18 protein-coding genes are annotated in these 21,932 nt (G+C 42.4%); 12 read left to right on the top strand and 6 right to left on the bottom strand.

Going from position 1 to position 21,932, the window contains the following annotated elements; translation table 11 throughout:
• Window positions 1-155: 155 nt before the first annotated feature.
• The 6 genes from AC04MN_RS03890 to AC04MN_RS03865 all read left to right on the top strand — a co-directional run bounded on the left by AC04MN_RS03890 (window position 156) and on the right by AC04MN_RS03865 (window position 6,837).
• The gene (locus AC04MN_RS03890) at window positions 156-830 is read left to right on the top strand and encodes an arylesterase (protein ID WP_475381879.1); all 675 of its coding nucleotides are present in this window, start codon (window positions 156-158) and stop codon (window positions 828-830) included.
• Window positions 827-1,486: an ABC transporter ATP-binding protein gene (locus AC04MN_RS03885; RefSeq protein WP_475381878.1), complete on the top strand. Its 660-nt coding sequence runs from the start codon at window positions 827-829 to the stop codon at window positions 1,484-1,486. The genes AC04MN_RS03890 and AC04MN_RS03885 overlap by 4 nt, the downstream gene beginning before the upstream one ends.
• Window positions 1,483-4,026 (top strand): ABC transporter permease, encoded by a 2,544-nt coding sequence (locus AC04MN_RS03880; protein ID WP_475381877.1) that lies wholly within the window; start codon window positions 1,483-1,485, stop codon window positions 4,024-4,026. Before AC04MN_RS03885 ends, AC04MN_RS03880 begins: the two co-directional genes overlap by 4 nt.
• 23 nt (window positions 4,027-4,049) lie before the next feature.
• Window positions 4,050-5,075, top strand: coding sequence for an L-threonylcarbamoyladenylate synthase (locus tag AC04MN_RS03875; RefSeq protein ID WP_475381876.1), 1,026 nt, complete (start codon window positions 4,050-4,052; stop codon window positions 5,073-5,075).
• Window positions 5,076-5,154: 79 nt separating this feature from the next.
• Complete coding sequence (locus AC04MN_RS03870; RefSeq protein WP_475381875.1) at window positions 5,155-6,003, top strand: GNAT family N-acetyltransferase; 849 nt, start codon at window positions 5,155-5,157, stop codon at window positions 6,001-6,003.
• Between the two features lie 42 nt (window positions 6,004-6,045).
• Window positions 6,046-6,837 carry a lysophospholipid acyltransferase family protein gene (locus tag AC04MN_RS03865; protein ID WP_475381874.1) on the top strand — a complete coding sequence of 264 codons (792 nt, stop codon included), beginning with the start codon at window positions 6,046-6,048 and terminating at the stop codon, window positions 6,835-6,837.
• 133 nt (window positions 6,838-6,970) lie between these two features.
• Here AC04MN_RS03865 and AC04MN_RS03860 read toward each other — a convergent pair whose 3' ends face one another.
• The 3 genes from AC04MN_RS03860 to AC04MN_RS03850 all read right to left on the bottom strand — a co-directional run bounded on the left by AC04MN_RS03860 (window position 6,971) and on the right by AC04MN_RS03850 (window position 12,890).
• On the bottom strand, window positions 6,971-10,168 hold the full coding sequence (locus AC04MN_RS03860) for a DEAD/DEAH box helicase (RefSeq protein WP_475381873.1): 3,198 nt from the start codon (window positions 10,166-10,168) through the stop codon (window positions 6,971-6,973).
• 72 nt (window positions 10,169-10,240) lie between these two features.
• Window positions 10,241-11,776 (bottom strand): RecQ family ATP-dependent DNA helicase, encoded by a 1,536-nt coding sequence (locus AC04MN_RS03855; RefSeq protein ID WP_475382955.1) that lies wholly within the window; start codon window positions 11,774-11,776, stop codon window positions 10,241-10,243.
• A gap of 40 nt (window positions 11,777-11,816) precedes the next feature.
• Entirely contained in the window at window positions 11,817-12,890 is a 1,074-nt protein-coding gene (locus AC04MN_RS03850) for an HNH endonuclease (protein WP_475381872.1), read from the bottom strand.
• 121 nt (window positions 12,891-13,011) lie between these two features.
• On the opposite strand from AC04MN_RS03850, the gene AC04MN_RS03845 reads away from it, so the two are divergent.
• From AC04MN_RS03845 to AC04MN_RS03835, 3 genes are all read left to right on the top strand, one after another.
• The gene (locus AC04MN_RS03845; protein ID WP_475381871.1) at window positions 13,012-13,782 is read left to right on the top strand and encodes a substrate-binding periplasmic protein; all 771 of its coding nucleotides are present in this window, start codon (window positions 13,012-13,014) and stop codon (window positions 13,780-13,782) included.
• Between the two features lie 175 nt (window positions 13,783-13,957).
• Window positions 13,958-15,229, top strand: coding sequence for a hypothetical protein (locus tag AC04MN_RS03840; protein WP_475381870.1), 1,272 nt, complete (start codon window positions 13,958-13,960; stop codon window positions 15,227-15,229).
• Between the two features lie 158 nt (window positions 15,230-15,387).
• Window positions 15,388-16,323: an ATP-binding protein gene (locus AC04MN_RS03835; RefSeq protein ID WP_475381869.1), complete on the top strand. Its 936-nt coding sequence runs from the start codon at window positions 15,388-15,390 to the stop codon at window positions 16,321-16,323.
• 6 nt (window positions 16,324-16,329) lie between these two features.
• Here the strand turns inward: AC04MN_RS03835 and tnpC are convergent, their stop codons facing one another.
• From tnpC to AC04MN_RS03820, 3 genes are read right to left on the bottom strand one after another with little or no spacing between them, the layout of a single operon-like run.
• Entirely contained in the window at window positions 16,330-17,886 is a 1,557-nt protein-coding gene (gene tnpC, locus AC04MN_RS03830; protein WP_475381868.1) for an IS66 family transposase, read from the bottom strand.
• Window positions 17,886-18,299, bottom strand: coding sequence for an IS66 family insertion sequence element accessory protein TnpB (gene tnpB, locus AC04MN_RS03825; protein ID WP_475381867.1), 414 nt, complete (start codon window positions 18,297-18,299; stop codon window positions 17,886-17,888). Before tnpB ends, tnpC begins: the two co-directional genes overlap by 1 nt.
• Window positions 18,290-18,700, bottom strand: a complete 411-nt coding sequence (locus tag AC04MN_RS03820) for a hypothetical protein (protein WP_475381866.1) — start codon at window positions 18,698-18,700, stop codon at window positions 18,290-18,292. The genes tnpB and AC04MN_RS03820 overlap by 10 nt, the downstream gene beginning before the upstream one ends.
• Before the next feature lie 46 nt (window positions 18,701-18,746).
• Between AC04MN_RS03820 and AC04MN_RS03815 the strand changes: the two genes are divergently transcribed.
• The 3 genes from AC04MN_RS03815 (at window position 18,747) to AC04MN_RS03805 (ending at window position 21,904) form a co-directional block, all read left to right on the top strand.
• Window positions 18,747-19,205: a DUF4143 domain-containing protein gene (locus tag AC04MN_RS03815; protein ID WP_475381865.1), complete on the top strand. Its 459-nt coding sequence runs from the start codon at window positions 18,747-18,749 to the stop codon at window positions 19,203-19,205.
• 54 nt (window positions 19,206-19,259) lie between these two features.
• On the top strand, window positions 19,260-20,444 hold the full coding sequence (locus tag AC04MN_RS03810) for an ATP-binding protein (RefSeq protein WP_475381864.1): 1,185 nt from the start codon (window positions 19,260-19,262) through the stop codon (window positions 20,442-20,444).
• A 188-nt stretch (window positions 20,445-20,632) separates the two neighbouring features.
• A complete protein-coding gene (locus AC04MN_RS03805; protein WP_475381863.1) occupies window positions 20,633-21,904 on the top strand; it encodes a hypothetical protein in 1,272 nt (423 codons plus the stop codon).
• Window positions 21,905-21,932: the final 28 nt, after the last annotated feature.

Raw genomic sequence — 21,932 nt, 5'->3', positions numbered from 1 at the left:
AGCAGCTCAAATAGACAGCAAGAAAACACCGCCAGCTCGGGTCGCTTTCTAGAGTCTTTATTTAATATGACATAATGAGTCCTGTTTAGGACGCAAGACATTGCATAACATTTAAGATTTCATAGAAAATGGAAGTCCTTGCAGGGAGGTCGAGCTTGTCTATTCAAAAAGTCCTTTTAGTTTTAGCGGTCTCTGTTCTAGCTGGGCATTTAAATTTGGTATGGGCTCAATCCAGCAAAGTAGCCCTTGTTTCCGAAAAAAATCTGTCATCAGAGCAAACAATCATCGTACTGGGTGATTCGTTAAGCGAGGGGTATGGAGTAGCCAAAGAAGCTGCTTGGCCCGCGGTCATCGAAAAGCTTCTTAATCAACAAATGTCCTCGGGCTCTACTAAAAAATGGGTGGTCGTCAATGCTGGGGTTTCGGGCTCAACAACGGCATCGGGAATTGGGCGTATCAAATGGCTGGCAAAAAGAAATCCCCAGGTACTGATTTTGGCTTTGGGAGCCAATGACGGACTTCGAGGATTGAAGGTTGCAGAAAGCCAAAAGCATTTGGATGAAACTATTCGTTTTGCACTTCAGCAGAATATAAAAGTTGTTTTGGGCGGGTTGTTGATGCCTCCAAATTATGGAAAAGAGTACACCGCCGAATTTAAAAAAATGTATGAGGTGTTGGCTGCTAAGCATAAAGTGATTTTTGTACCCTTTGTTCTCGATAAAGTTGCGGGAAATCCTAAATACAACTTGGCAGACGGAATCCATCCAAATGAAGAAGGTCATCGTCTGATGGCAGAAAATATTTTTAAAGTTATTAAGGGGAAGTTATGAGTCTGAATATTCAGAATATATCGAAGTCTTTTCATCAAGGGGATAATCAGATTCAGGTCCTAAAAGGAATTTCGGCCACAATTCAGGCCGGAGAGATCGTGTCTATCGTGGGTCAATCAGGAAGTGGAAAGTCTACTTTGCTTTCCATCTTAGCCGGTCTTGAGCGCCCGGATCAGGGGGCTATATTAGTTGATGGAAAAGATATGACTCGAATGAGTGAAAAAGAAATCACCGATTTTCGAGCGCATCATATCTCGATTGTATTTCAACAATATCACCTGGTGTCTCATTTGACAGCTTTAGAGAACGTGATGCTGCCGCTTGAAATACTAGGCCGGGCTGAAGCAGAAAAAAAGGCACGCGAGCTTTTAGAAGATATGGGCTTGTCGCATCGGCAGGACCACTTTCCAAATCAATTGAGTGGTGGTGAATGTCAACGTGTTGCAATTGCACGGGCCTTGGTTGTCGAGCCTAAATTACTTTTAGCAGATGAACCTAGTGGTAATTTAGATACGGAAACTGGTGAAAAAGTCATGGATAAATTTTTTGCAGCTGCAAAGAAATATGGTGCTACCACGATTTTGGTGACGCACTCTCCAGACTTAGCCCGTCGATGTCAAAGAGCTTTAGAACTTAAACAAGGTCTTTTTGTATGATCATAAAACTGGCCCTTCGCGAGCTGAGTCGAAGTAAAAAGTTTGTGGTATTTTTTGCCGTCAATCTGGCGTTAGGGTTAACCGGATTTGTCGCCTTAGAGTCTTTTAAATCTGCACTCCAAACCCATATGCAGCAAAATGCCCGAAATATTTTGACGGCGGATCTTGAAGTTTCTGCGCGACGGTATTTGACTCAGCAAGAGTTGCTGGAAATGCGGCAGGTATTAAAGGATACACCCGAAAGCCGTTCACTAAGTTTCTATGCAATGCTTTCGCAGTCGGGCAAATCTAGATTGGTTCGGGTCATTTCGATTGATGATCGTTATCCCTTCTATGGGGCTTTAGAATTAGAAAATGGCGAGCGAATTGATTCCAACTCTTCAAAGCAAGCTTTAGTCCGCGGCGGAATCTGGGTTTCTCCGGAAGTGATCTCGCAGATGAAATTAGATCGCAATGCTCAGGTTCATTTGGGACAACTTTCATTAAATGTAGCAGATGTGGTGGTTAAAGATTCTTCGCAAACCTTTCGCGGAGCCAGCTTTGCACCTTCGGTTTTTATTCATGAAAAGTTGATTGAAAAGAGTGGTCTGATTCAATTTGGAAGTACGTTTTCAAGCAGTCACTTCTTCAAACTGAACGCGGGCCAATCGACGACGGATATTCAGCAAAAGCTTTATGAAAAGCTTAAAGATCCTGGAGTTCAGGTGGAAACCTGGCAAGGAGCTGGAGAGGACTCTGGAAGACAGTTGGGCTATTTGGGTGACTACTTGGGTTTGGTTGCATTGGTTGCATTGTTCATGTCATCTTTGGGTGCCTCGTATATCTATCGATTGTATTTAACGGGTCGGCTGAAGGAAATTGCAATCTATCGCAGCCTGGGTCTACAGTCGAATCAGGCGGTCAGTATTTATCTGCTTCAAGCCGCATTGATGGGTCTTATTGCAGTTATTCCAACGCTTTTATTTGCACAGTTGGTTTTACCTTGGCTTGGAAGCCTGTTGTCCCAATTCTTGCCTTTTTTCCTGAATGTTCAACTGACGGCTCGTATTGTTTGGATGACACTTTTGATGGGGGTCGTTGGAAGTCTTTCACTAAGTTTACCATTCATGACTCGTATTTGGTCACTAAAGCCTGCGCGTTTATTTAGCGAGGAGAAATTCAACGCTGATATTCAGTTAAAGAATATTGTTTGGTTTCTGCCCGCAATCGTCTTTTTTACTCTGTTAAGTATTTACCAAGCAAATTCATTTAAGATGGGATTTGCATTTGTTACGGGCCTTGTTGTGACGATGGCTTTAATTGGTATTCTGGGACTTTATAAAGTCTATTCAATGGCTAAGTTGCAAATGTTTAAAGCGTGGGACTTGAAATATTCGATGCTAGGCTTGGCTCGAAAAAAGTCATCTACGATGGCCTTGTTTATTGCCTTAGGCTTAGGTTCCTTACTTATAAATATTTTGCCCCAGTTAAAGGTATCTTTGCAGAATGAATTTGCTTATGAGTCCACGAACAAGCTGCCTTCCTTATTTATGTTCGATATTCAGGATGAGCAGTTACCAGTTTTAAACGATCTTCTTGGGCAACAAAGTATTCAGTCAGTCTCGAGCTCGGCCCTAGTTCGAGCGCGAATTCTTAAGATCAATGAAACGGATTATGAGCGTAAAATTCAAGAAGGTGGTTTTAAAACTCGAGAGGAAGAGCGGGAGGCGAGATCGCGTAACAGAGGCGTAAATCTTTCCTATCGGCATCCTCTTTCCTCAAGCGAAACAATCGTAGAAGGAAGACCTTTTAGTGGCGCTTTCGATCCACAAACGCAAAATATTGCAGAGCTTTCTGTCGAGTTTCGTTTTGCTGAACGTTTAGGGCTTAAACTGGGTGATCGCCTTTTGTTTGATGTGCAGGGAATCGAAATTCAGGGCGAAATCATTAATTTCCGTAAGGTCAAGTGGACCAGCTTTCAACCCAACTTCTTTATTCTCTTTCAGCCTGGAGTATTGGACGAAGCCCCTAAGACGCATATTATGGCTCTGCCTGCGATGGCCTCGGATAAAAAAGATCAGTTGCAATATCTGATCACAGAAAAGCTGGGCAATGTTTCTATGATTGATGTCTCCCGTTCAGTTCAAGAAGTTTTGAAAGTGGCCGAGCAAATGAGCTGGTCTTTAGAGCTTATGGCGGCACTGGCATTGATTACTGGTTACGTGGTGCTGTTTTCGATTATTCGTAGCCAGGTTTATACTCGTCGATGGGAAGTAAACATGATGAAAGTTTTAGGAGCTTCCTTTTTTAGTTTAAATCGCTTTTTAGTTGCAGAGGGCTTTTGGATAGCTTTTATTGCCTCGATTTTTGGGGCAGCCCTTAGTATGCTTGCGTCTTGGGGCTTGGCTTGGTGGCTATTTGAGGGTACATACACTGTAAATTGGATGTGGCCTTTGTGGAGTATTTTGGGGATTACGGGATTAAGTGTTTTTATTTCGTGGTTAGCAAGTCAGGATATCATACGAGAAAAGCCAATTGTGATTCTTCGTGGAGAAGGCTAAGATTTTAGAGGGACTTAATAAACGTGAAAGAGCATATTTTAAAGGCGAAAAATATATTAGCTGAATCTGGAGTTGTCGGGATGCCGACAGAGACTGTTTATGGTTTGGCTGCACGTATTGATTTGCCTCAGGGGATTGAGCGCATTTTCACAACAAAACAGCGTCCGTTCTTTGATCCCTTAATCGTTCACGTTAGCTCGATTGACCAAGCAAAAACTTTAACAACTCAGTGGAGTCGAGCCGCTCAAGCGTTGGCTGCCAAATTTTGGCCAGGTCCTCTAACCTTGGTTTTACCTAAAAGTGATCTTGTTCAATCAATGATTACTTCAGGGCTTGATAGTGTTGGGATAAGAATGCCTTCACATCCGCTGGCGCTGACTTTAATTCAAGAGGTCGGTGTTCCTTTGGCTGCACCAAGTGCAAATAAATTTGGAAGAACAAGTCCGACGACTGCGGCTCATGTGGCTAGTGAATTTAAAGATGAAGATGTCTTTGTAGTTGATGGCGGTGAATGCCAGGTCGGAATTGAATCCACGGTGTTAATGGTAAAAGAAGATTCAGCTGGTACGGCTCAGGTGTCTATACTTCGTAAGGGTCATATTCTTAGAAGTGAAGTTGAAGATGTTTTGACCGCAGCGGGAATTGAATTCCAATACATCGAGAATGTCTCTAAAAAAGAATCACCGGGGCATATGAAGCATCATTATATGCCGGCTCTTCCTTTAATTTTGGTTCAATCAAACTCTCTGTCAGAGTCTCAGATTATTGAAGAGGCTCAGCGGGCTCTTAAGAGCATGCCTGATGTTGTCGAAGACGTAAAAATTATTAAGCCTTTAAATGGAATTCGCAGCGCCATTCAGATGAAGCTTTCTGCAGATCCTGTTTTGGCGTCCCGGCAGCTATATGCCCAAATGCGGGAATGTGCCGAATCGGGGGCTGATCTGATCTATGTTTATTTAGATAAAGACTGTTTGCAGGGGACCGCTAAAGAGCGCTGGGAAGGTCTAGTCGATCGACTACAGAAAGCGGCGAGCCTGATTCTTCACTGAATCTAAACGTTCACCTAACATCACCTTAACAAAAAATCGGATAGCCTATTAGCAGTGTCATCTCGCCATGGGAGGGGAAATGCTAAACACCGAGCCAATCCGTCGTATTTCATCAGCTGTAAATTCATTTTATCAGTTGCGCGCCTTTGGTCTTCATCGCTTTCAAACAAAGATTGAAATTTATGGCGAGGTGGGGCCTTTTATTTACAAAACAGTTTCTGACGGAGATGAACTTAAAGAGGCATTGGCTCTTCGTTGGGAGGTTTTCCATCACGAAATGATTGGCAAGCCTCAAGTGCGAGGCCTTGATGTTGATAGATTTGACCTTTTATGTGACCACTTGATTATTAAGGAAAAAAGATCTGGCAAGGTGGTTGGGACTTACCGAATTAACTGCAGTCTTTTTACTGAAGATTTTTATAGTGCTCAGGAATTTAATTTAAGCCGCTTGATGGCCTTACCAGGAGTTAAGCTCGAGCTGGGCCGTGCTTGTATACAAAAGGATTTTCGTCGCGGCATTGTGATTTCTCTTTTATGGAGAGGGATTGCCGACTATATGGCTGCGGCAAATGCCGAGATTTTGTTCGGCTGCGCCTCGATTAAAACTGCCAATCCACGTGAGGCGGCTTTGCTTTATAGGCATTTTGAAGAAGAGGGACGGTTTGCGGCTCAGTTTTTCGCGCCTCCGACTTTATCTTATACGATGCCTTCATTGGATCTTTGGATCAAAAATGTGCGTTCTCCGCTGACAGCTGCAGAGCGCGAAGAGGTGGAAAAGTTAGTGCCGCCACTTTGCCGTGCCTATTTAAAGATTGGTGCTTTTTTAGGCGGAGAGCCCGCATTTGATAAGGAATTTCAGTGCATCGACTTTTTAACGATCCTGCAAAGGGAAGATATCAATCGCACTCTTTGGAAGCGAAATAGCTAATTGTTGCAAGGTGGATATTATTGCGGGTAGATTAATACCCGCATGCAATTAAAAAACTTGTGGATGAATCTTCGGGCCGGCTATCGTTTTTTTCTGTTTTTAGTAGTTATTATTAGCTACTTAAGTACGTCTTTTTTTCATCACTTAATTATCAAAGATCCCTTAGAGCGTCGTCGTCGTTTTTCAAAGAACGTGACTTTCTTTTGCCGTTGGATTTTGTATCTTTTTAACATTCGTGTGAACTCTATTGGACTGCCTCAGCACGAGCAGCCATTTTTATTAGTGTCTAATCATATGGGATTTATCGATATCCTTATGTTGGCGTCTCATTTCCCTATGAATTTTGTGACCTCTCAGGAAATGCGTGAGACTCCTTTTTTGGGGCTTTTGACCGAGATGGGTGGGTGCATTTACGTTGAAAGACGAAATCGAACTAAAATTCTAGGGGAGCTTCATCAAATCGCTGATGCGCTAAAGCAAGGGTTTCGTATTACGTTGTACCCAGAGGCAACTTCCCATAATGGTGAGTGCGTCTTGCCTTTTAAACGAACTTTGATCATGGCCGCGGCTCATGCGGAAGTACCGATACAGCCTGTGGTGATTAATTTTCGGAAGGTGAATGGTAAACCTATTACTCCAGAATATCGTGATTCTGTCTGCTGGTATGGCGATATTGGATTTGTCGAAGGACTGTGGTCCGCTTTAAAAATTCAAAAACTTGAAGCCGACATTGAATTTTTACCTACCTACTTTGCGACGCCTGACGAGGACCGCGGAGTCGTAGCAGATATGCTCCACCACCAAATCAGTTCCCGCTTCACCCCCCTCCTCTAAAGGGGGTCAGGTGTTTTTTTCTAACCGGGGTGCGTAATAAAGCCAGCTTCGTTGTGAAGCTGGCTTTATTTGTTTTAAACATCCGAATCGATTCTATCAACGCGGTATGGTTAGAAAAAAACACCTGACCCCTTTAGCTGAGGAGGTAGTCGAGGTCGTCTTCGGTTAGGTTTGCTACGAATGAACTTTCTTGAGAGAAAAGTTCGTCCGCTAACATCTTCTTATTCTTTTGTAGAGCCAATATCTTCTCTTCAATACTGTCTTTAGAAATTAACTTGTACGAGGTCACTGTCTTGGTCTGGCCAATACGGTGAGCTCGGTCGATAGCTTGGGCTTCGGCGGCCGGATTCCACCACGGATCCAAAATAAAGACATAACTAGCCTCGGTTAGATTTAAACCGACTCCGCCAGCTTTTAAGCTCATAAGGAATATTTTTTTAGATTCATCTGTTTGGAATGTCTTAACGACCTCGGCACGATCTTTTGTCTGACCATCTAAATAGCAGCATTCCATTCCCAAAGCTTCAATTTTCTTTCTTAAAATCTTTAGGGCCGAAGTGAACTGCGAAAACACCAAGGCCTTATGGCCTTCGGCGTAGACGTTCTCGAGCATTTCAATCAAGGCGTCGAACTTTCCAGAATCGTCTTCGTAGTGTTCGTTGATCAATTGAGGATGCAAAGCAGTCTGACGGAGTCTTAATAAGGCCTCTAAAATTTGAATCTTTCGCTGTCCACCGTGAGCAGAGCTTGAATTTTTCATTAACGACGTTCGATAGAAATCCTTTAGTTCCTGATACGACTTTTGTTGGGCCGGAGTCATTTCGCAATAGAAAATTTCTTCAATTTTCGGAGGAAGATCTTTAAGGACATCATTTTTAGAACGACGAAGAATAAATGGCTTAGCTGCTTTAATGACAGCTTTGTATTGTGTCGGATCTGAACTTATTAAATTGGATTTTGGATCAATCAATCCTGGGTTGGCCAAATTTAGTAGACTAATTAGATCCTTGATCGAGTTTTCTATCGGAGTTCCTGTCAATACAACTCGATTTTCCGCATTTAAAACAGAGCAAATTTTATAAGACTGAGTTCCCGCATTTTTAACAAAGTGAGCTTCATCGAAGACAATTGTATTGAAGCGCATTTTATCAAAGATATCTGAATCGCGAACCAAGAGTTGGTACGTTGTAATGACAAGATCGGCCTCTTTAAGTTGATCTAAAGTGGCCTTACGATCTGATCCCGTCCAAACATGAGACTTCAAGTGAGGAGTGAATTTAAAAGCCTCAAGTGTCCAGTTGGTAAGCAGTGATTTTGGGACTACAATTAGATAGGGAATCTGCAAAACTTCTTCGTCTTGGCCAGTCTCTGGGTTCTTAACAACAAGTTTTTTGACAGGCTTGGCTTGCGAGTCTTTGCTTTCGTTATGAATATTGGCCAAATAAGCAAGAACCTGAATGGTTTTCCCCAAACCCATATCATCAGCTAAAATTCCGCCCAATTGGTTTTCGCGCAGAATCGAAAGCCATCCTAATCCCACTTGTTGGTAATCACGTAGCTCTCCGACAAAATCTTCACCGGCCTTTACGGCCTCCGGGTTTTGCACTTTATTTAGAATTTCGACAAGAGTACTCTTGTCGCTCTTAAGTTGGGCATTTTTAATAACGTCATCTGTTTGAAGGCCATGCTCTAATAACAGTGCTTGAGCTTTGGTGAGGCGTAACCCTTCTTCAGTCTTTTTGCCGATGTTAGAAAAAGTTTTTAACTGGTCGATAATTTCATCTGGCACAATTCCCCATTCTCCGGAATCGAGACGCACCATTTTCCCACGAGTCATTTGCAATAGTAAACTGGGGAGCGAAAGGCTTAGGGACTCGCTGAAACGTGCCTCTCCGCTAATGTCGAACCAGTTCATATTAAAATTTTCTTTTAAATGAAAGTCCTTCATGGGATAGACCCGTTGCTGTTGAAAGTAGACTTCAAAAACCTCACTTGCTGTTTGAATAAATCCTTTGAGCTCGTTCTCTGGAACAAATGTGGTCACATCATCAAGAAATTTAGCATCGTCTTTTAGTAAGTCGAAGAAAAGATCGTAGTGCACACCTTCTGCGGCTTCATCACGCTCTAGCAGTGTTCCTTGGGGGCTTCGAATATAAGTATTGGCACCCCATTTATGTGGAGCCTGAACGCCTTCATAAAAGAAACGCAAAGTGGCACTATATCCATTGCCCATATCAGAGGCACGTATATGAAGCTGCGAAGTGGGTTCTTTGTGTTCGACTTCAGGGGTAAATTCGGGAGGGTGAATGAGTTTAATGCCAGAGGTTCCAAAGTTCATACAGAAATAAAGAACAAACTCTTTGGCTTCGTTTTGTCGAATTGGGAAGGGATTGGCCTCTTTAAAAAAGTTTTGCCAGAAGTCGCCGATTCCACCTTGAATGAGTTGAAGTACATGATTGTTATTAACTAAGAAGACAGTATTGCTATTTTTGGAGAGACGATATTGCAAATTTCCGCCAGCATCGACCAACACCTGTTTCAAGTGAAATACATCGGTATCGGTTTTTGCTAATTCAAGGCCAGGGTAAAGTGACGGGCCCATTTCTTTAATCATCGAAAGATTGTCGATACGAACAACACCTTTCATTTGATATAGGGCTTGTCTTTGAATCAGAAATCGCAAAACTTCTTCTGCGCGTTCGCCATTTAGCTTTAAGTGAGTCGCAGCATTACTTTCGTTATTTGAAGAGTAGGGGGCAACAGGTCTGACATCGCCAAGTAAAAATTGAAAGATTTCTTTGTCTTGCTCTTCCTGATATAGCTCAAGAGTCGTCTCGGAAAAAGTGCCAGCTTTCAATGCTCCACTGCGATTAGGTCCTTTGATCTCTTGAAAGTAAACCTTTAGGCAAAGCCCATGAGTATTGTCGATGGTAAAATAGGCTTTACGTAAAGGGCGATAGTTTGCTGCTGACGTTTGGGCTTGAAGTGCATCCAATTCGGACTGTTGAATCTGAGATGTAATCTTTTGTGCAACGTCCTGCCAGTTGATGGTTGAAACAGAGGCATTATTTCCCAAGACATTGTCTGCCGCCAAAACTCCAGCCCACATATGTTTGCAGAACATTCCATTTTTCCCTAAGGGGCAGGTGCACTTAGAGTGCTTAGGCTCTTTTAGGGAAATTGAAATTTTATAAATAGTTCCACCCTTGACATCAAACTGAATCGATTGATCGTTAACTTCAGGGTTTATAACTTGGCCATGATTGAAATAATCTTGGCCGCGGGTACGAATGTGAGAATCAAAATAGGGGCGATACAGGTTTTTGAGCATTCGGACATTATGCCACAAAAAAACTGTAAATCCTAGTAATGGAGTCGAATTCTAGTCTTGTCCTGTAAAAAATCAGAGCGATGGGGGGCCAGACTCAGCATAGGTACTAAGAAGGTTGATAATTTCCGAGCCATATTCAGACAATTTTGATTCCCCTACGCCATAAATTGTAGTAAGCTCGTCGACCCTCGTTGGCTTCTTTTTAACAATTTCTCGAAGAGTTTTGTCGCCAAAAATCATAAAGGCCGGTACATCTTTTTCGATAGACTTTGCTTTTCTCCAATTTTTGAATTCATTAAATAAGTATTCGTCTTCCTGGCTCAATGGACTGTCGTAACGATTCTTTTCTTTTTTCGTCTTCGCTTTAGTTTTATCCTGTCCTAAAACCTTGGTGAAAGAAACCGTTGTACTTGCTGGAGTTGGAATTCGTAAACTATCCGCTGGTGCGCAGCTATCGCAGTGTCCGCAGTTTTGAATTCGTTGTGAATCTTTATAATAGGTCAATATTTCAGAGTGTCGACATTCGCCACCTTCAGCATAAGCCACCAGGGCATCCAGGTTTTTCCAGCGAAGATTCTTAATTTCTTTTTTGGCTTCACTTTGATCAATGAAATAGGATTGAAGGCCCTTATCTTTTTTTGAGTATAGCAACAGACAGGTCGACATTTCGCCATCTCGGCCCGCTCGACCCATTTCTTGATAAAGTGAATCAATATTTGCAGGCATCTGAAAGTGAATCACTAGCCGGACATCGGCTTGGTCAATTCCCATCCCAAAGGCATTGGTCGCAACTAATATTCTAGTTTCGCCCTTAATATATTTTTCTTGGCTTGAAGATCTATCTGGCCCTGATAGTCCGGCATGATAGAAGTCCACTTTCTGTATCCCTCGTGATTTAAGCTCTAAGGATAGTTCTTCGGTGGTCTTTCTAGTTCCGCAATAGATAATTACGCGTCCATTTTTGACTTTTTTAAGAGCCTCTAGGACATATTGCAGCTTTTCTTCCTCGTCCTGGCAGGTTTCAACTTGGTAGTACAAATTCGATCTATAGAATCCATGGACTTTTCGCTGAGCCTTCTTGATGTGAAGTTGTTTTGCAATATCATCAAGAACAGTTGGAGTTGCCGATGCGGTAAGAGCTAAAATAGGAACATCAGGTCGCCACTTTCGAAGTTCCGAAAGACAGGCGTATTCACTTCGAAAATCATGACCCCATTGAGAAATACAGTGGGCCTCATCAATAGCGAATAGGGCGATGTTTCTTCCTTGAATCCATTTTTGGAAGCCCTCTTTTTGAACGCGTTCCGGAGATAGGTACAATACAAACTCACCGGGTTGATTCATTTGATGGAAAAGAAGTCGTTTTTCATCCATGCTTTGGCCAGAGTACAGGGCCCCCGAGCGGATTCCTTTTTTTTGTAGATTCTGTACTTGGTCTTTCATCAGAGCGATTAATGGAGAAATAACGATGACTAAAGACTGAGTTGCTAAGGCTGGTACTTGATAACAAAGGGATTTCCCACCACCCGTTGGAAGCACCGCTATAATATCCTGCTTTGAGATTACGCTATCGATAATTTCTTTTTGTCCGGTTCGGAACGAAGAGATTCCGAACTTATTGAGTATTGTTTCGATATTTCACCTCAAATTAAAATGGTGGCGATTCAACTTTTTTAATATTAGCTTCTTTTTTATATTTAGCTAAATTGTGCCTCGAGCAAAGCAACCGATAGTTATCCAATTTGTTAGCACCGCCGGCCCATAACGGCTGGATGTGATCGACTTGAAGTTGCCACTGGCTTCCACAAATTCGCCCAGTCTGAGGATCTTTATACTGACAATGTTTATAGAGGGCAATCATCAACTTTCGAACGCGGTCAGAAATTTCGCCTTCATACTCTTGCATAGAGATGTGTTCGGTATTTAGGTCACTTTCGGGGTTATTAAGTAGCTGATGCTCTTCGGTAGACAGATTCATGGATTCCTCCTTGTCTTTATTTTCTATATTTTTTCTTTTGCGATGGGGGATCGCTTTTTGCCGAATGATTTTGCGAGCGACAAACATTAAAAATGTTGAAATCTGGCTGTCTTTTAGCGAGTGAGAAAGTAAATGTTGTGCGCGTCGGACTTCTTTGATGGCTTCCTTGCTAAGAGTAAATTCTATGCGAATGCTTTGATTGCTTTGAATTTTTTGTTTTTCAAAGTCTTTAATTGGAAGCTGAAGTGTGGAGGAAATACTGTACTCGGACTCTTTTGCGTTTTTACCGACTATTTTTTGAATTAGAAGCTTCTTTGTTTCGGTGGTGATCTTCATTCCGTGAATCTTTTGTGATTCGCGAGCAGATCTTTGCAATTGAGAAATTTGGCTCAGCTTTAGCTCGCCAGTATTGATTTTTATGAGGGCTTCGGGGAGCTCTCTTATTAGACGAACGGCATCGATACGACGTTGAGCCGAGCCCTCACTGTAGCCAATCTCGCGAGTTAAGAAATCAAATAATGAAGGGAATCCTTTTTCAAGGTGGAGGCTTCGAGCATCCAGCTCTTTTATCAGAAGAAGCACTTCTTCTAGAATTTCCCGTTCTTGAGCGACTTTGGTCCTGAGCGCTGTTAATAGCTCTTCGTTAGATAGCTTCTGTATCCATTCCCATTTCTTCTTTAGTTCGCTGTACTTTTGATCCATTGATACCACCATTTGCTTTAGGCGAGGTAGTTCAAGATCCATGAGTAATTATTCTACGAATTAAATGATTTAGAGGGTTTACTGTTGCTGAATTTCGGAAACCGAATTCCGCTAAGGTAATTATTAAATATTCGTCGGAAATCTAAACTATAAACATTTCTTTATGACATTTCGAGCGGGTTCTTTTAGATTTGAAGGCGAGGCAAAATTTATTATGCGTATATGCAGCTTATTATTTCTATTATGCGAAGTAGTGGTATTTAGCAGGGCTTCCGCTGCAGATTTGGTAGTGGGTGTTGGTTTGCCCAAGCCGCCTTTTATCCTGACGGATAATCAATCGGGTGCAGAAATTGAAGTCGTAAAGCGGAGCTTCGAACTTGCGGGGGTGAAGGCGCAAATTAAGAGCTTTCCCCAGAGACGATTGATGTATGAGTTCAACAATAAGCGAATTGATGCGACTATTACGGTAAAAGAGTCTACAGCCTATCTTTCGGATCCTTATATTACTTATACTAATGTGGCGATTTCAAAGAACACCAAAAAAATCTCGATTAAATCTATTGCAGATCTGGGGTCATATCGGGTGGCCAGCTTTCAAAACGCGCTTCATTTTTTGGGGCCTATTTATAGCCGAACTTTAGAAAAAAACTCTTCATATAAAGAGTTCCCTAATCAATCAGATCAAATAGCATTGTTACTATCGGACCGAGTGGACGTTGTTATTATGGAGCGAAATATCTTCGCTTATTTGATTGGCCTTAAGGGCTTGAATCCCCATGAATTTTTGGAGCACCGAATTTTTGATGAAAATCACTACCGGGTTGCCTTTAATACTGATGAGGCCCGAAATTTGTTTAATAAAGGTCTTCATCAACTTAAAAAATCTGGCGAGTACCAGCGAATCTTTAAGAAGTATAAGATCAAGTCCAAATAGAGTGCCTTCGGAGCGGGGGCCTTTGTCCAAAGTTTAGACAGTCTTATAACTCTTACCCTTGAAATCCTCTTGAGTCGAAAAAACGCGAAATTTTTTATAGAATGGCCCGACATCAGAATCGTGGCCCCGTCCTTCTAACTATTTCAACCGGGGATTTTTTGTTAAGGGAGATTTTATGACCATGTTTGCGAGCTCTAAAAATTCCATTAAGGCGCTGTCGGTTGTTCTTGCATTATCTGCCTTAGCTTCGGGCTGTTCTTTTAATAAAAAGAATGTCGAGACAAAAATTAAGAATTCAGAAGTCCTTTTAGATGAATCCCGCAAACAGCTTTCAGAGCAATCAGCCGCGCGTATTACTGCTGAAGATGTAAAGATCTCGTTTATCGGCCAAGCCGACGCGAACGACTACCTGATGAGAATAGAATGGCCTGAATCCGTTCCTGCGATGCAGGTGGAGGTTAACAACAATTTCAAAAAAACCATTAAGGACGAATCTCTGGTTGAAATTAAAGTAATTGGTGGATCCAAGCTCTCTATTCGCCTTAAGTCATCAACAAGTGATGGCTTAGTTATGTCAAACTTGGATTTTTTTGAAAATGTACCTCTTGATTTTTCGGTCCCAACTTTTTATTCAATTAATGAAGACACCGAGATTTCGGCTGATTTTAATAGAATTGTCTTGGGTGCTGATTCTACTATAGTTACTAATGGTTATCGGCTCGTGTTAAATGCTAATGAAATCTTATTTGGACTAAATAGCAAGATAGTCACTTTTACTCCTAGCTCTCCGCACTTCGTAACTCGAAAGGTGTCTCTCCTTGAAAAAGGTCCTTACATCGAGATGAATGCGAAATCAGCTCGAGGGATGATTTTTATTTATTTGATTGGTGCAAATGGTGCGGATGGAAGAAGTTCTTTGGACTTGGCTTTTGAGGCTTATAATCAAGATATTCGGAAGCCGGCACCTGCGGGCGGAGTGGGAGCTCCTGGTGAACTGACGACTACAAAGTGCTCTGGCAAGGGGGACTTCCAACGCTGTACGGATGTATGTGTTGGTGCGACGAACGGTCAAAATGGTGCAGATGGTTTAAAAGCTCCGGATGCTGAAGATGGATATATGGGTGGACGCCCAGGTCATTTGAAAGTGTTAATCGAGGATTATTCGAAGGCTGCATTTAGAATTTACCAGAAGGCAGGTTTACCTGGTAAAGGTGGTCAGGGGCACGCATCACAAGTTGGTGGAAAAGGTGGCCCGGTTCATCCGCAGACTTGCAGCGACCGAGTTCGTGCAGGAGCTGATGGAATTACACTGCCAGCAGGCGAGGAAGGTCGATCAGGGCAAGAGGCTCAGCCCGCTATATTAGAAGTCCCTCGCGATCCAGGGATCTTTATGGTTCAACAATTAACCGAGTCCAACGATCCGTTCCGAGTCTTCGCTACTAAGTAGCGGTCACGCGAAAAGCACATCGTGCTAGACAGTAGCCGCCGTCAGGCGAAAAGTAGTATTTCCGCCTAAAATAGGGCATGAAAATCATCTTTACATGCCTAAAAACGCCCCTAAAAAACATCTTGAATATGTAAAATCAATGGTTTACAGTCTTTCATATGAAGAGAAATCAAGAGGCCGCCTTAAAGGCTTGGTATGCTAGGACGAATCGTAAGCCATTGATTATTCGAGGAGCCCGGCAGGTTGGTAAGTCGACGTTGGTTCGATTGTTTGCACAGAGTGAAGGTCTCGAGTTGATAGAAATCAATTTGGAAAGGATGCGCCTCAAGTCTGTAGAAAAAGAAGGGGTTACGGTTGTTGAGGTTATTGACGAAATTCAATTATACTTCAATGTTAGGATTAATGAAAAATCGATAATTTTTTTCGACGAAATCCAGGAGCAGCCGGCGTTATTAAAATTTCTTCGATATTTTTATGAAGAGGCTCCTCATCTTGCAGTTATTAGCGCAGGGTCATTATTGGAAATTTCTCTTCGTGATGAGGCAATATCTTTTCCAGTTGGTAGGGTTGAATTTCTTTATCTGGGGCCAATGACATACTCCGAGTTTGTATTAGCTTTAGGGCACGATGATCTTCTAGAGAGATTGAAGAAACGAAATTATTCTGAGGCCGTAATAGCTAAAGCGAGTGAGATCTATAGAAAATTTTTGTTAGTGGGTGGAATGCCCGAGGCTGTTAAGACATTTGTTGATTCAAAAAGTATTTTTGATGTTCGCGCGGTTCAAAGTCAGATTCTGCAGACTTACTCAGCTGATTTTCCAAAGTACAATCGTAGAATTAATTCAGATCGAGTTCGTCGCATTTTTCAATCGATTGTCCACTATCTTGGTCAGAAAATTGTTTATTCAAAGATTGATCCGTTATCGCAGTCTCGAGATATTCGTCGTGTTGTAGAGCTACTTATTGAGGCTAGGGTGCTGTTGTCTTGCGTGCATACTCAAGCAACATTTCCTCCGTTGCGAGGGGCTTCGAGGGAAGAGATTCAAAAGCTATATTTCTTGGATGTGGGCTTGACGACAGTAAACCCTGCGTAAGACGCGTTATTGACGAAGGGCTCGGGCATGTGCCAGTGGCGTCGGCGGTGTTTTTCCGTCGGCCACCATATGCAGTGCCATGCTAAGATAGGTCCGCGGATCAAGATCATTCTTTTTGCACGTCTCAATAATTGAAAACAAGGTCGCAGCTGTTTCTCCACCAGCATGATTTCCAGAACCATAATAGTTTTTTCTTCCAACGACAGCATGTCGAATTGTGCGTTCGGCTTCGTTGTTGGAAAGTGGAATGCGGATGTCCCCTAAAAACAATGTAAAACCATCCCACCGTTTGGTGAGGTACTCAATGGCTTTGCGCTTCTGACTTCCTGGCCGGGACTTCGGAAACTCTTCCAGAAGTTTTCGATTTAAATCATTTACAACAACGAGACTTTTGGTCCTTCGAATATTTGCGAGTTCCTCGAAAGACTTAGCCTCGCGCTCGATCTCAAACAATTTATCGATGTCATCTAAGATGGGTTTCACCGATGGATCGTGGTCTTCGATTTTTATAAATTCTCTGCGGCCATGGGCCCAACAGAAAGCTTGTGGGATTGCCGCCTCTTGAAGAACATTGTAACCGCTATAACCATCAGTCACCACTGGACCGTTGTATCCATCCAAAAATTCTTTTACAACTTGCCCTGACCTGGTGGGTTTGAATAAGTAATGACTACCATAGCGGTTGCTCACAACCCACATATAGCCGTCCTTTTCATCTTTGTTTTGGATTTTCCAAGGCGTCTCATCCAGGTGAAGTGCTAAATCAGTAACTTTAAGTTCCTTAAGAATTTCTGCCTGAATGGATTCCAAACTTGCTGCCACAAGTCCGGCCATTCTGGATAAAGTACTGTTCTTGATTCCCTTAAGTCCCAAAGACTCCATTTCTCGAATTTGTCTTTCAAGTGGCATGTGGCTGATATATTTATCCGCCACAACACTGACGACAAAATCTGTGGAGTAATTCATTCCCGGCAATAGACCCGAAGGGCCATTGGCCGTGATAATAACTTCTTTATCAGGATCGGGATTGAATTTTGGATCAAGCTTGTATTTGAACTTTTTGTGGATTTCTTTGAAGTAAGAGCGTTCGATGATTTCTATGCGGAAGGATTCATCATAAAGGCCCGTATTTTTCCACATTGATGGCTGCGGATTTTCAATACCACGAAGCTTTGCTTCTTCATCAAGTTCGCGATCAGCAAAATGATGTTCAACTTCTTGAGTTGGAAGACCAGACCACTTGTTTTTTGTTTGATCCTCGCGTGAAACTTCAGCAGGAAATGCGGCCTGGCTAAATAACAAAGCCTCGGTCTGACTCTTATCGCGCGGGCGGTCTGTTGCCTCAGCTCTTTTTTCTGCGGATTTGCCAAAAATACTTCGGCGAAGAAGTTTAACGCGCTCATCGAGATTAAACTTGGATTGTGCGCTCAGCGCCTGCTCCTCCTGAAGTTTTGCTACCAAAGCCTTTTGTTGATCGATGAACTCGAGTGCTTGTGTCAAAAGCGCCTGCAAAATGCGGGGATCTTTTTCGCTTTCAATAATTCGTCGAGTTCGCTCATCCATCAGACAAGATTCTGAATGGCCCCTTTGGGAAGATCAACTGACTCCCTTTGCGTCAGTGCATTTTGTGGTATTGATGCTGATAGCGACCGATCCACAATCGGAGTTCTGATCATACTGCCATGAAAAATCATCTTTAATTCTGCAAGACTGACTTCGGAACGGCCAAGTAAATCTGCTAAAGACATGAAGTTGCCCTTTTCCATACGCTTTGAAATCTGTACCAATCCAGTACCATCATAAAACAGAGCTTTGATTCGTTTGCGGTTTTTTCCGAAAAATATATACACATGCCCCTGATCCATGATGGCTTGCATTTGGTGAACACAAAGCGAGTGCAACTTTTCAAACCCACACCGCATATCTATACTTTCTCGATAGATGAATGCGCGAAGTCCCTTGCGATCTAGAAACATGAGACCCCCCGCTGAAGTTCAAGAATGGTTTTGGCCGCAATGGCTTCGGGAATTTCCAAAATATATCCTTCAGGTGTTCTAACCGTCACAGTTAGACCACTATTAGACTTCTGATTGTTAGATGGTCCAACTGTGACGGTTGGACTGGGTCTAACTGTGAGGGCATGGAAATCTGGTTTGATTTTCTTTTTGGGCCGAATTCGCCAGGACATAATGGTCGCATAGGGGATGTCGATTTGCCGAGCTGTTTTCTTCACCGGTACGTCTAGTTCAAACAATTCTTGGATTCTCGTTTTTATAGATTTCGGCCAGGGTTTCCTGACTGAACTTACTTCAGCATGATATTGGCGGGTGAGTTCTTGAATTTCTTCGATAAGTTGTTTTGCACGCTGTGTATTCATGGAACTCAGCATGCCGGACGACGAAAAACTTTCCTAGACGCGTTTTATGCAGTGGTTACTGACGACAGCTCAGTTGGGTCTTGATTCGAAGGCACTAGAATCTACAGAATCGCACCTTGGGAGGTTGCGGGGGCTGGTGGCCGAGCAATTTGTGGCACAGCACTTATCATTTATAAAGGGAGCCTCGGAGCCACCAGAATTATTTTACTGGCTAAGAGATCAAGGGACTCAGAAAGCTGAAGTAGACTTTTTAATAGAAAAAGATAGTCGAATTGTTCCAGTTGAAGTTAAGTCTGGAAGCATTGGGAAATTGCAGTCTCTTCAGCAGTTCATCATTGATAAGGGCGTAAATTATGGAGTTAAGTTGTCACTTGATGAACCAGGGAATTATGAGCAGAGTTTTATAAAAAATGGCGTAAAGATAGATTGCGCTATTCAATCAATTCCTATTTTTTGTGTTGAATATATTAATGATCACTTTGAAATCTCAAATAAACCAGTTTGAAGTCCAGACTTATGGTGTTGACTATATTTGGATTTCATCCTAAAATAGCCAAATATGTGGATTAACAGGGATTTGCAGTCATTTTTAAAGTCAACTCAAGCTCTTCCTATCAAAATATTGAAGGGACCTAGGCAGGTTGGCAAAACCTCTCTGCTAGAGAAGTTAAGCGGATATAAGGTCATTTACTTTGATGATTTGATGACCCGACGGGCTGCTTCTGAAAATCCTAGAATGTTTTTTGATCAATTTACTGAGCCACTAATTCTAGATGAAGCTAGTTTGGTTCCAGAGATTTTTTTAGAGTTAAAGAGAAGGGTCGATGAGCAAAGAAGAAATCCAAGTTTACCAAAAGTGGACTTCTGGATAACGGGTTCTAATCAGACTTTGCTTCAAAAGAACGTTCGCGAGTCACTAGCCGGTCGGGCCAGCTACTTCAGTTTAAACACCCTATCCATGCATGAAATCGGAGATACGAAATTAGGTGATTTTTTGATTCGTGGTGGTTGGCCTGAATTGTACGTCAATCGTGAAATTTCGCCAGTCCGATATTTGAATGACTTCGCTCATACCTTTATTGAAAAAGATATCGTAGCGGCTGCGGGCATTGAAAGATCAGGGGCATTTGGAAAAGCCTTAAGTTTAATCGCGGGAAGGGTTGGCCAACTGGTTAACTCCTCGGACATCGCCAAAAATGTTGGCGTAGATACTACAACAATTCAATCTTGGACGAGGCTACTTCAGCAGAATGGAGTTGTTTCAATCGTGCCTCCATACACGACTAATTTAAATCAACGTCTAATTAAAACGCCTAAAATTTTTTTTGACGATGTGGGATTGGCCAGCCGACTACAGGGATGGAGTGACATATTGCCATTAATGTCTAGCTCGCAGTTCGGGCATTTGGTTGAAAATCTAGCATTTACAGAGCTCTCGAAATTCTTCACAAATTGTGGTGAAGATCCAAAAATATATTTTGTTCGTTCAAAGGATCAGGTCGAAGTAGATTTCTTAATTGAATTTAATAACAATCGATTTATTGCCATAGAAGTTAAGGCCACTCCAGAGTCATGGTCTGAAAAACAGCATGAGTTAATTGAAAGCTTGGGTATTAATGTTGTCGAAAAGTGGGTTGTGACTCCCAGCTATCTATCGACGTCTTTTATTAATAATCCTGCTGTAAAGCTAATAGAGTACAAAAACATTTGGGCTGAGCTACAAAGATTTTCATCGGCGGGTTAATACCCGTGCAAAAGAGAAGTGTTTTTGGGGTTCCTTTGTCCAAAGTTTAGACAGTCTTATAACTCTTACCCTTGAAATCCTCTTGAGTCGAAAAAACGCGAAATTTTTTATAGAATGGCCCGACATCAGAATCGTGGCCCCGTCCTTCTAACTATTTCAGTCGGGGATTTTTTGTTAAGGGAGATTTTATGACCATGTTTGCGAGCTCTAAAAGTTCCATTAAGGCGCTGTCGGTTGTTCTTGCATTATCTGCCTTAGCTTCGGGCTGTTCTTTTAATAAAAAGAATGTCGAGACAAAAATTAAGAATTCAGAAGTCCTTTTAGATGAATCCCGCAAACAGCTTTCAGAGCAATCAGCCGCGCGTATTACTGCTGAAGATGTAAAGATCTCGTTTATCGGCCAAGCCGACGCGAACGACTACCTGATGAGAATAGAATGGCCTGAATCCGTTCCTGCGATGCAGGTGGAGGTCGGTGATGGCCAGCCAATTCAGGCGAAAGATACGTCTTCTATTGAACTTCCGGTATCTGGCGGTGCAGAAATTAAATTGAAATTGAAATCGAAAACTAAAGATGGCTTGGTTATTTCGAGTTTTGAAGTGGCTAAGAAAGTTCCATTAGACTTTGAGTTTCCTAAGTTACTATCAGCTTCGAAAGATGTTGAGGTTAGTGATGATTTCAATCGAATTTTCTTTAATGACGACTCTACTGTAATAACGAATGGCTACAGATTATTACTACATTCAAACGAAATTGTTTTTAAAACCAACGTAAGAATTTTTACGTTCGCTCCTAATTCAGTCAGAATTAAGACTTCTAACCTAAACCTTCTCGAGAATGGTCCTTACATCGAGATGAATGCTAAATCTGCTCGGGGGATGATTTTTATTTATTTGATTGGTGCAAATGGTGCTGATGGAAGAAGCTCTTTGGATTTGGCTTTTGAGGCTTATAATCAAGATATTCGTAAGCCGGCACCTGCGGGCGGAGTGGGAGCTCCTGGTGAGTTGACGACTACAAAGTGCTCTGGCAAGGGGGACTTCCAACGCTGTACGGATGTATGTGTTGGTGCGACGAACGGTCAAAATGGTGCAGATGGTTTAAAAGCTCCGGATGCCGAAGATGGATATATGGGTGGACGCCCAGGTCATTTGAAAGTGTTAATCGAGGATTATTCGAAGGCTGCATTTAGAATTTACCAGAAGGCTGGTTTGCCTGGTAAAGGTGGTCAAGGGCACGCATCACAAATTGGTGGAAAAGGTGGCCCGGTTCATCCGCAGACTTGCAGCGATCGAGTTCGTGCAGGAGCTGATGGAATTACACTGCCTGCTGGCGAGGAAGGTCGATCAGGGCAAGAGGCTCAGCCCGCTATATTAGAAGTCCCTCGTGATCCAGGGATCTTTATGGTTCAACAATTAACCGAATCCAACGATCCCTTCCGAGTCTTCGCTACTAAGTAGCGGTCACGCGAAAAGCACATCGTGCTAG

It is taken from the genome of Bdellovibrio sp. ZFWA1 (assembly GCF_056175665.1).
The sequence above is the reverse complement of the archived record's forward strand: the minus strand, read 5'-3'. Positions and strand labels throughout refer to the sequence as shown.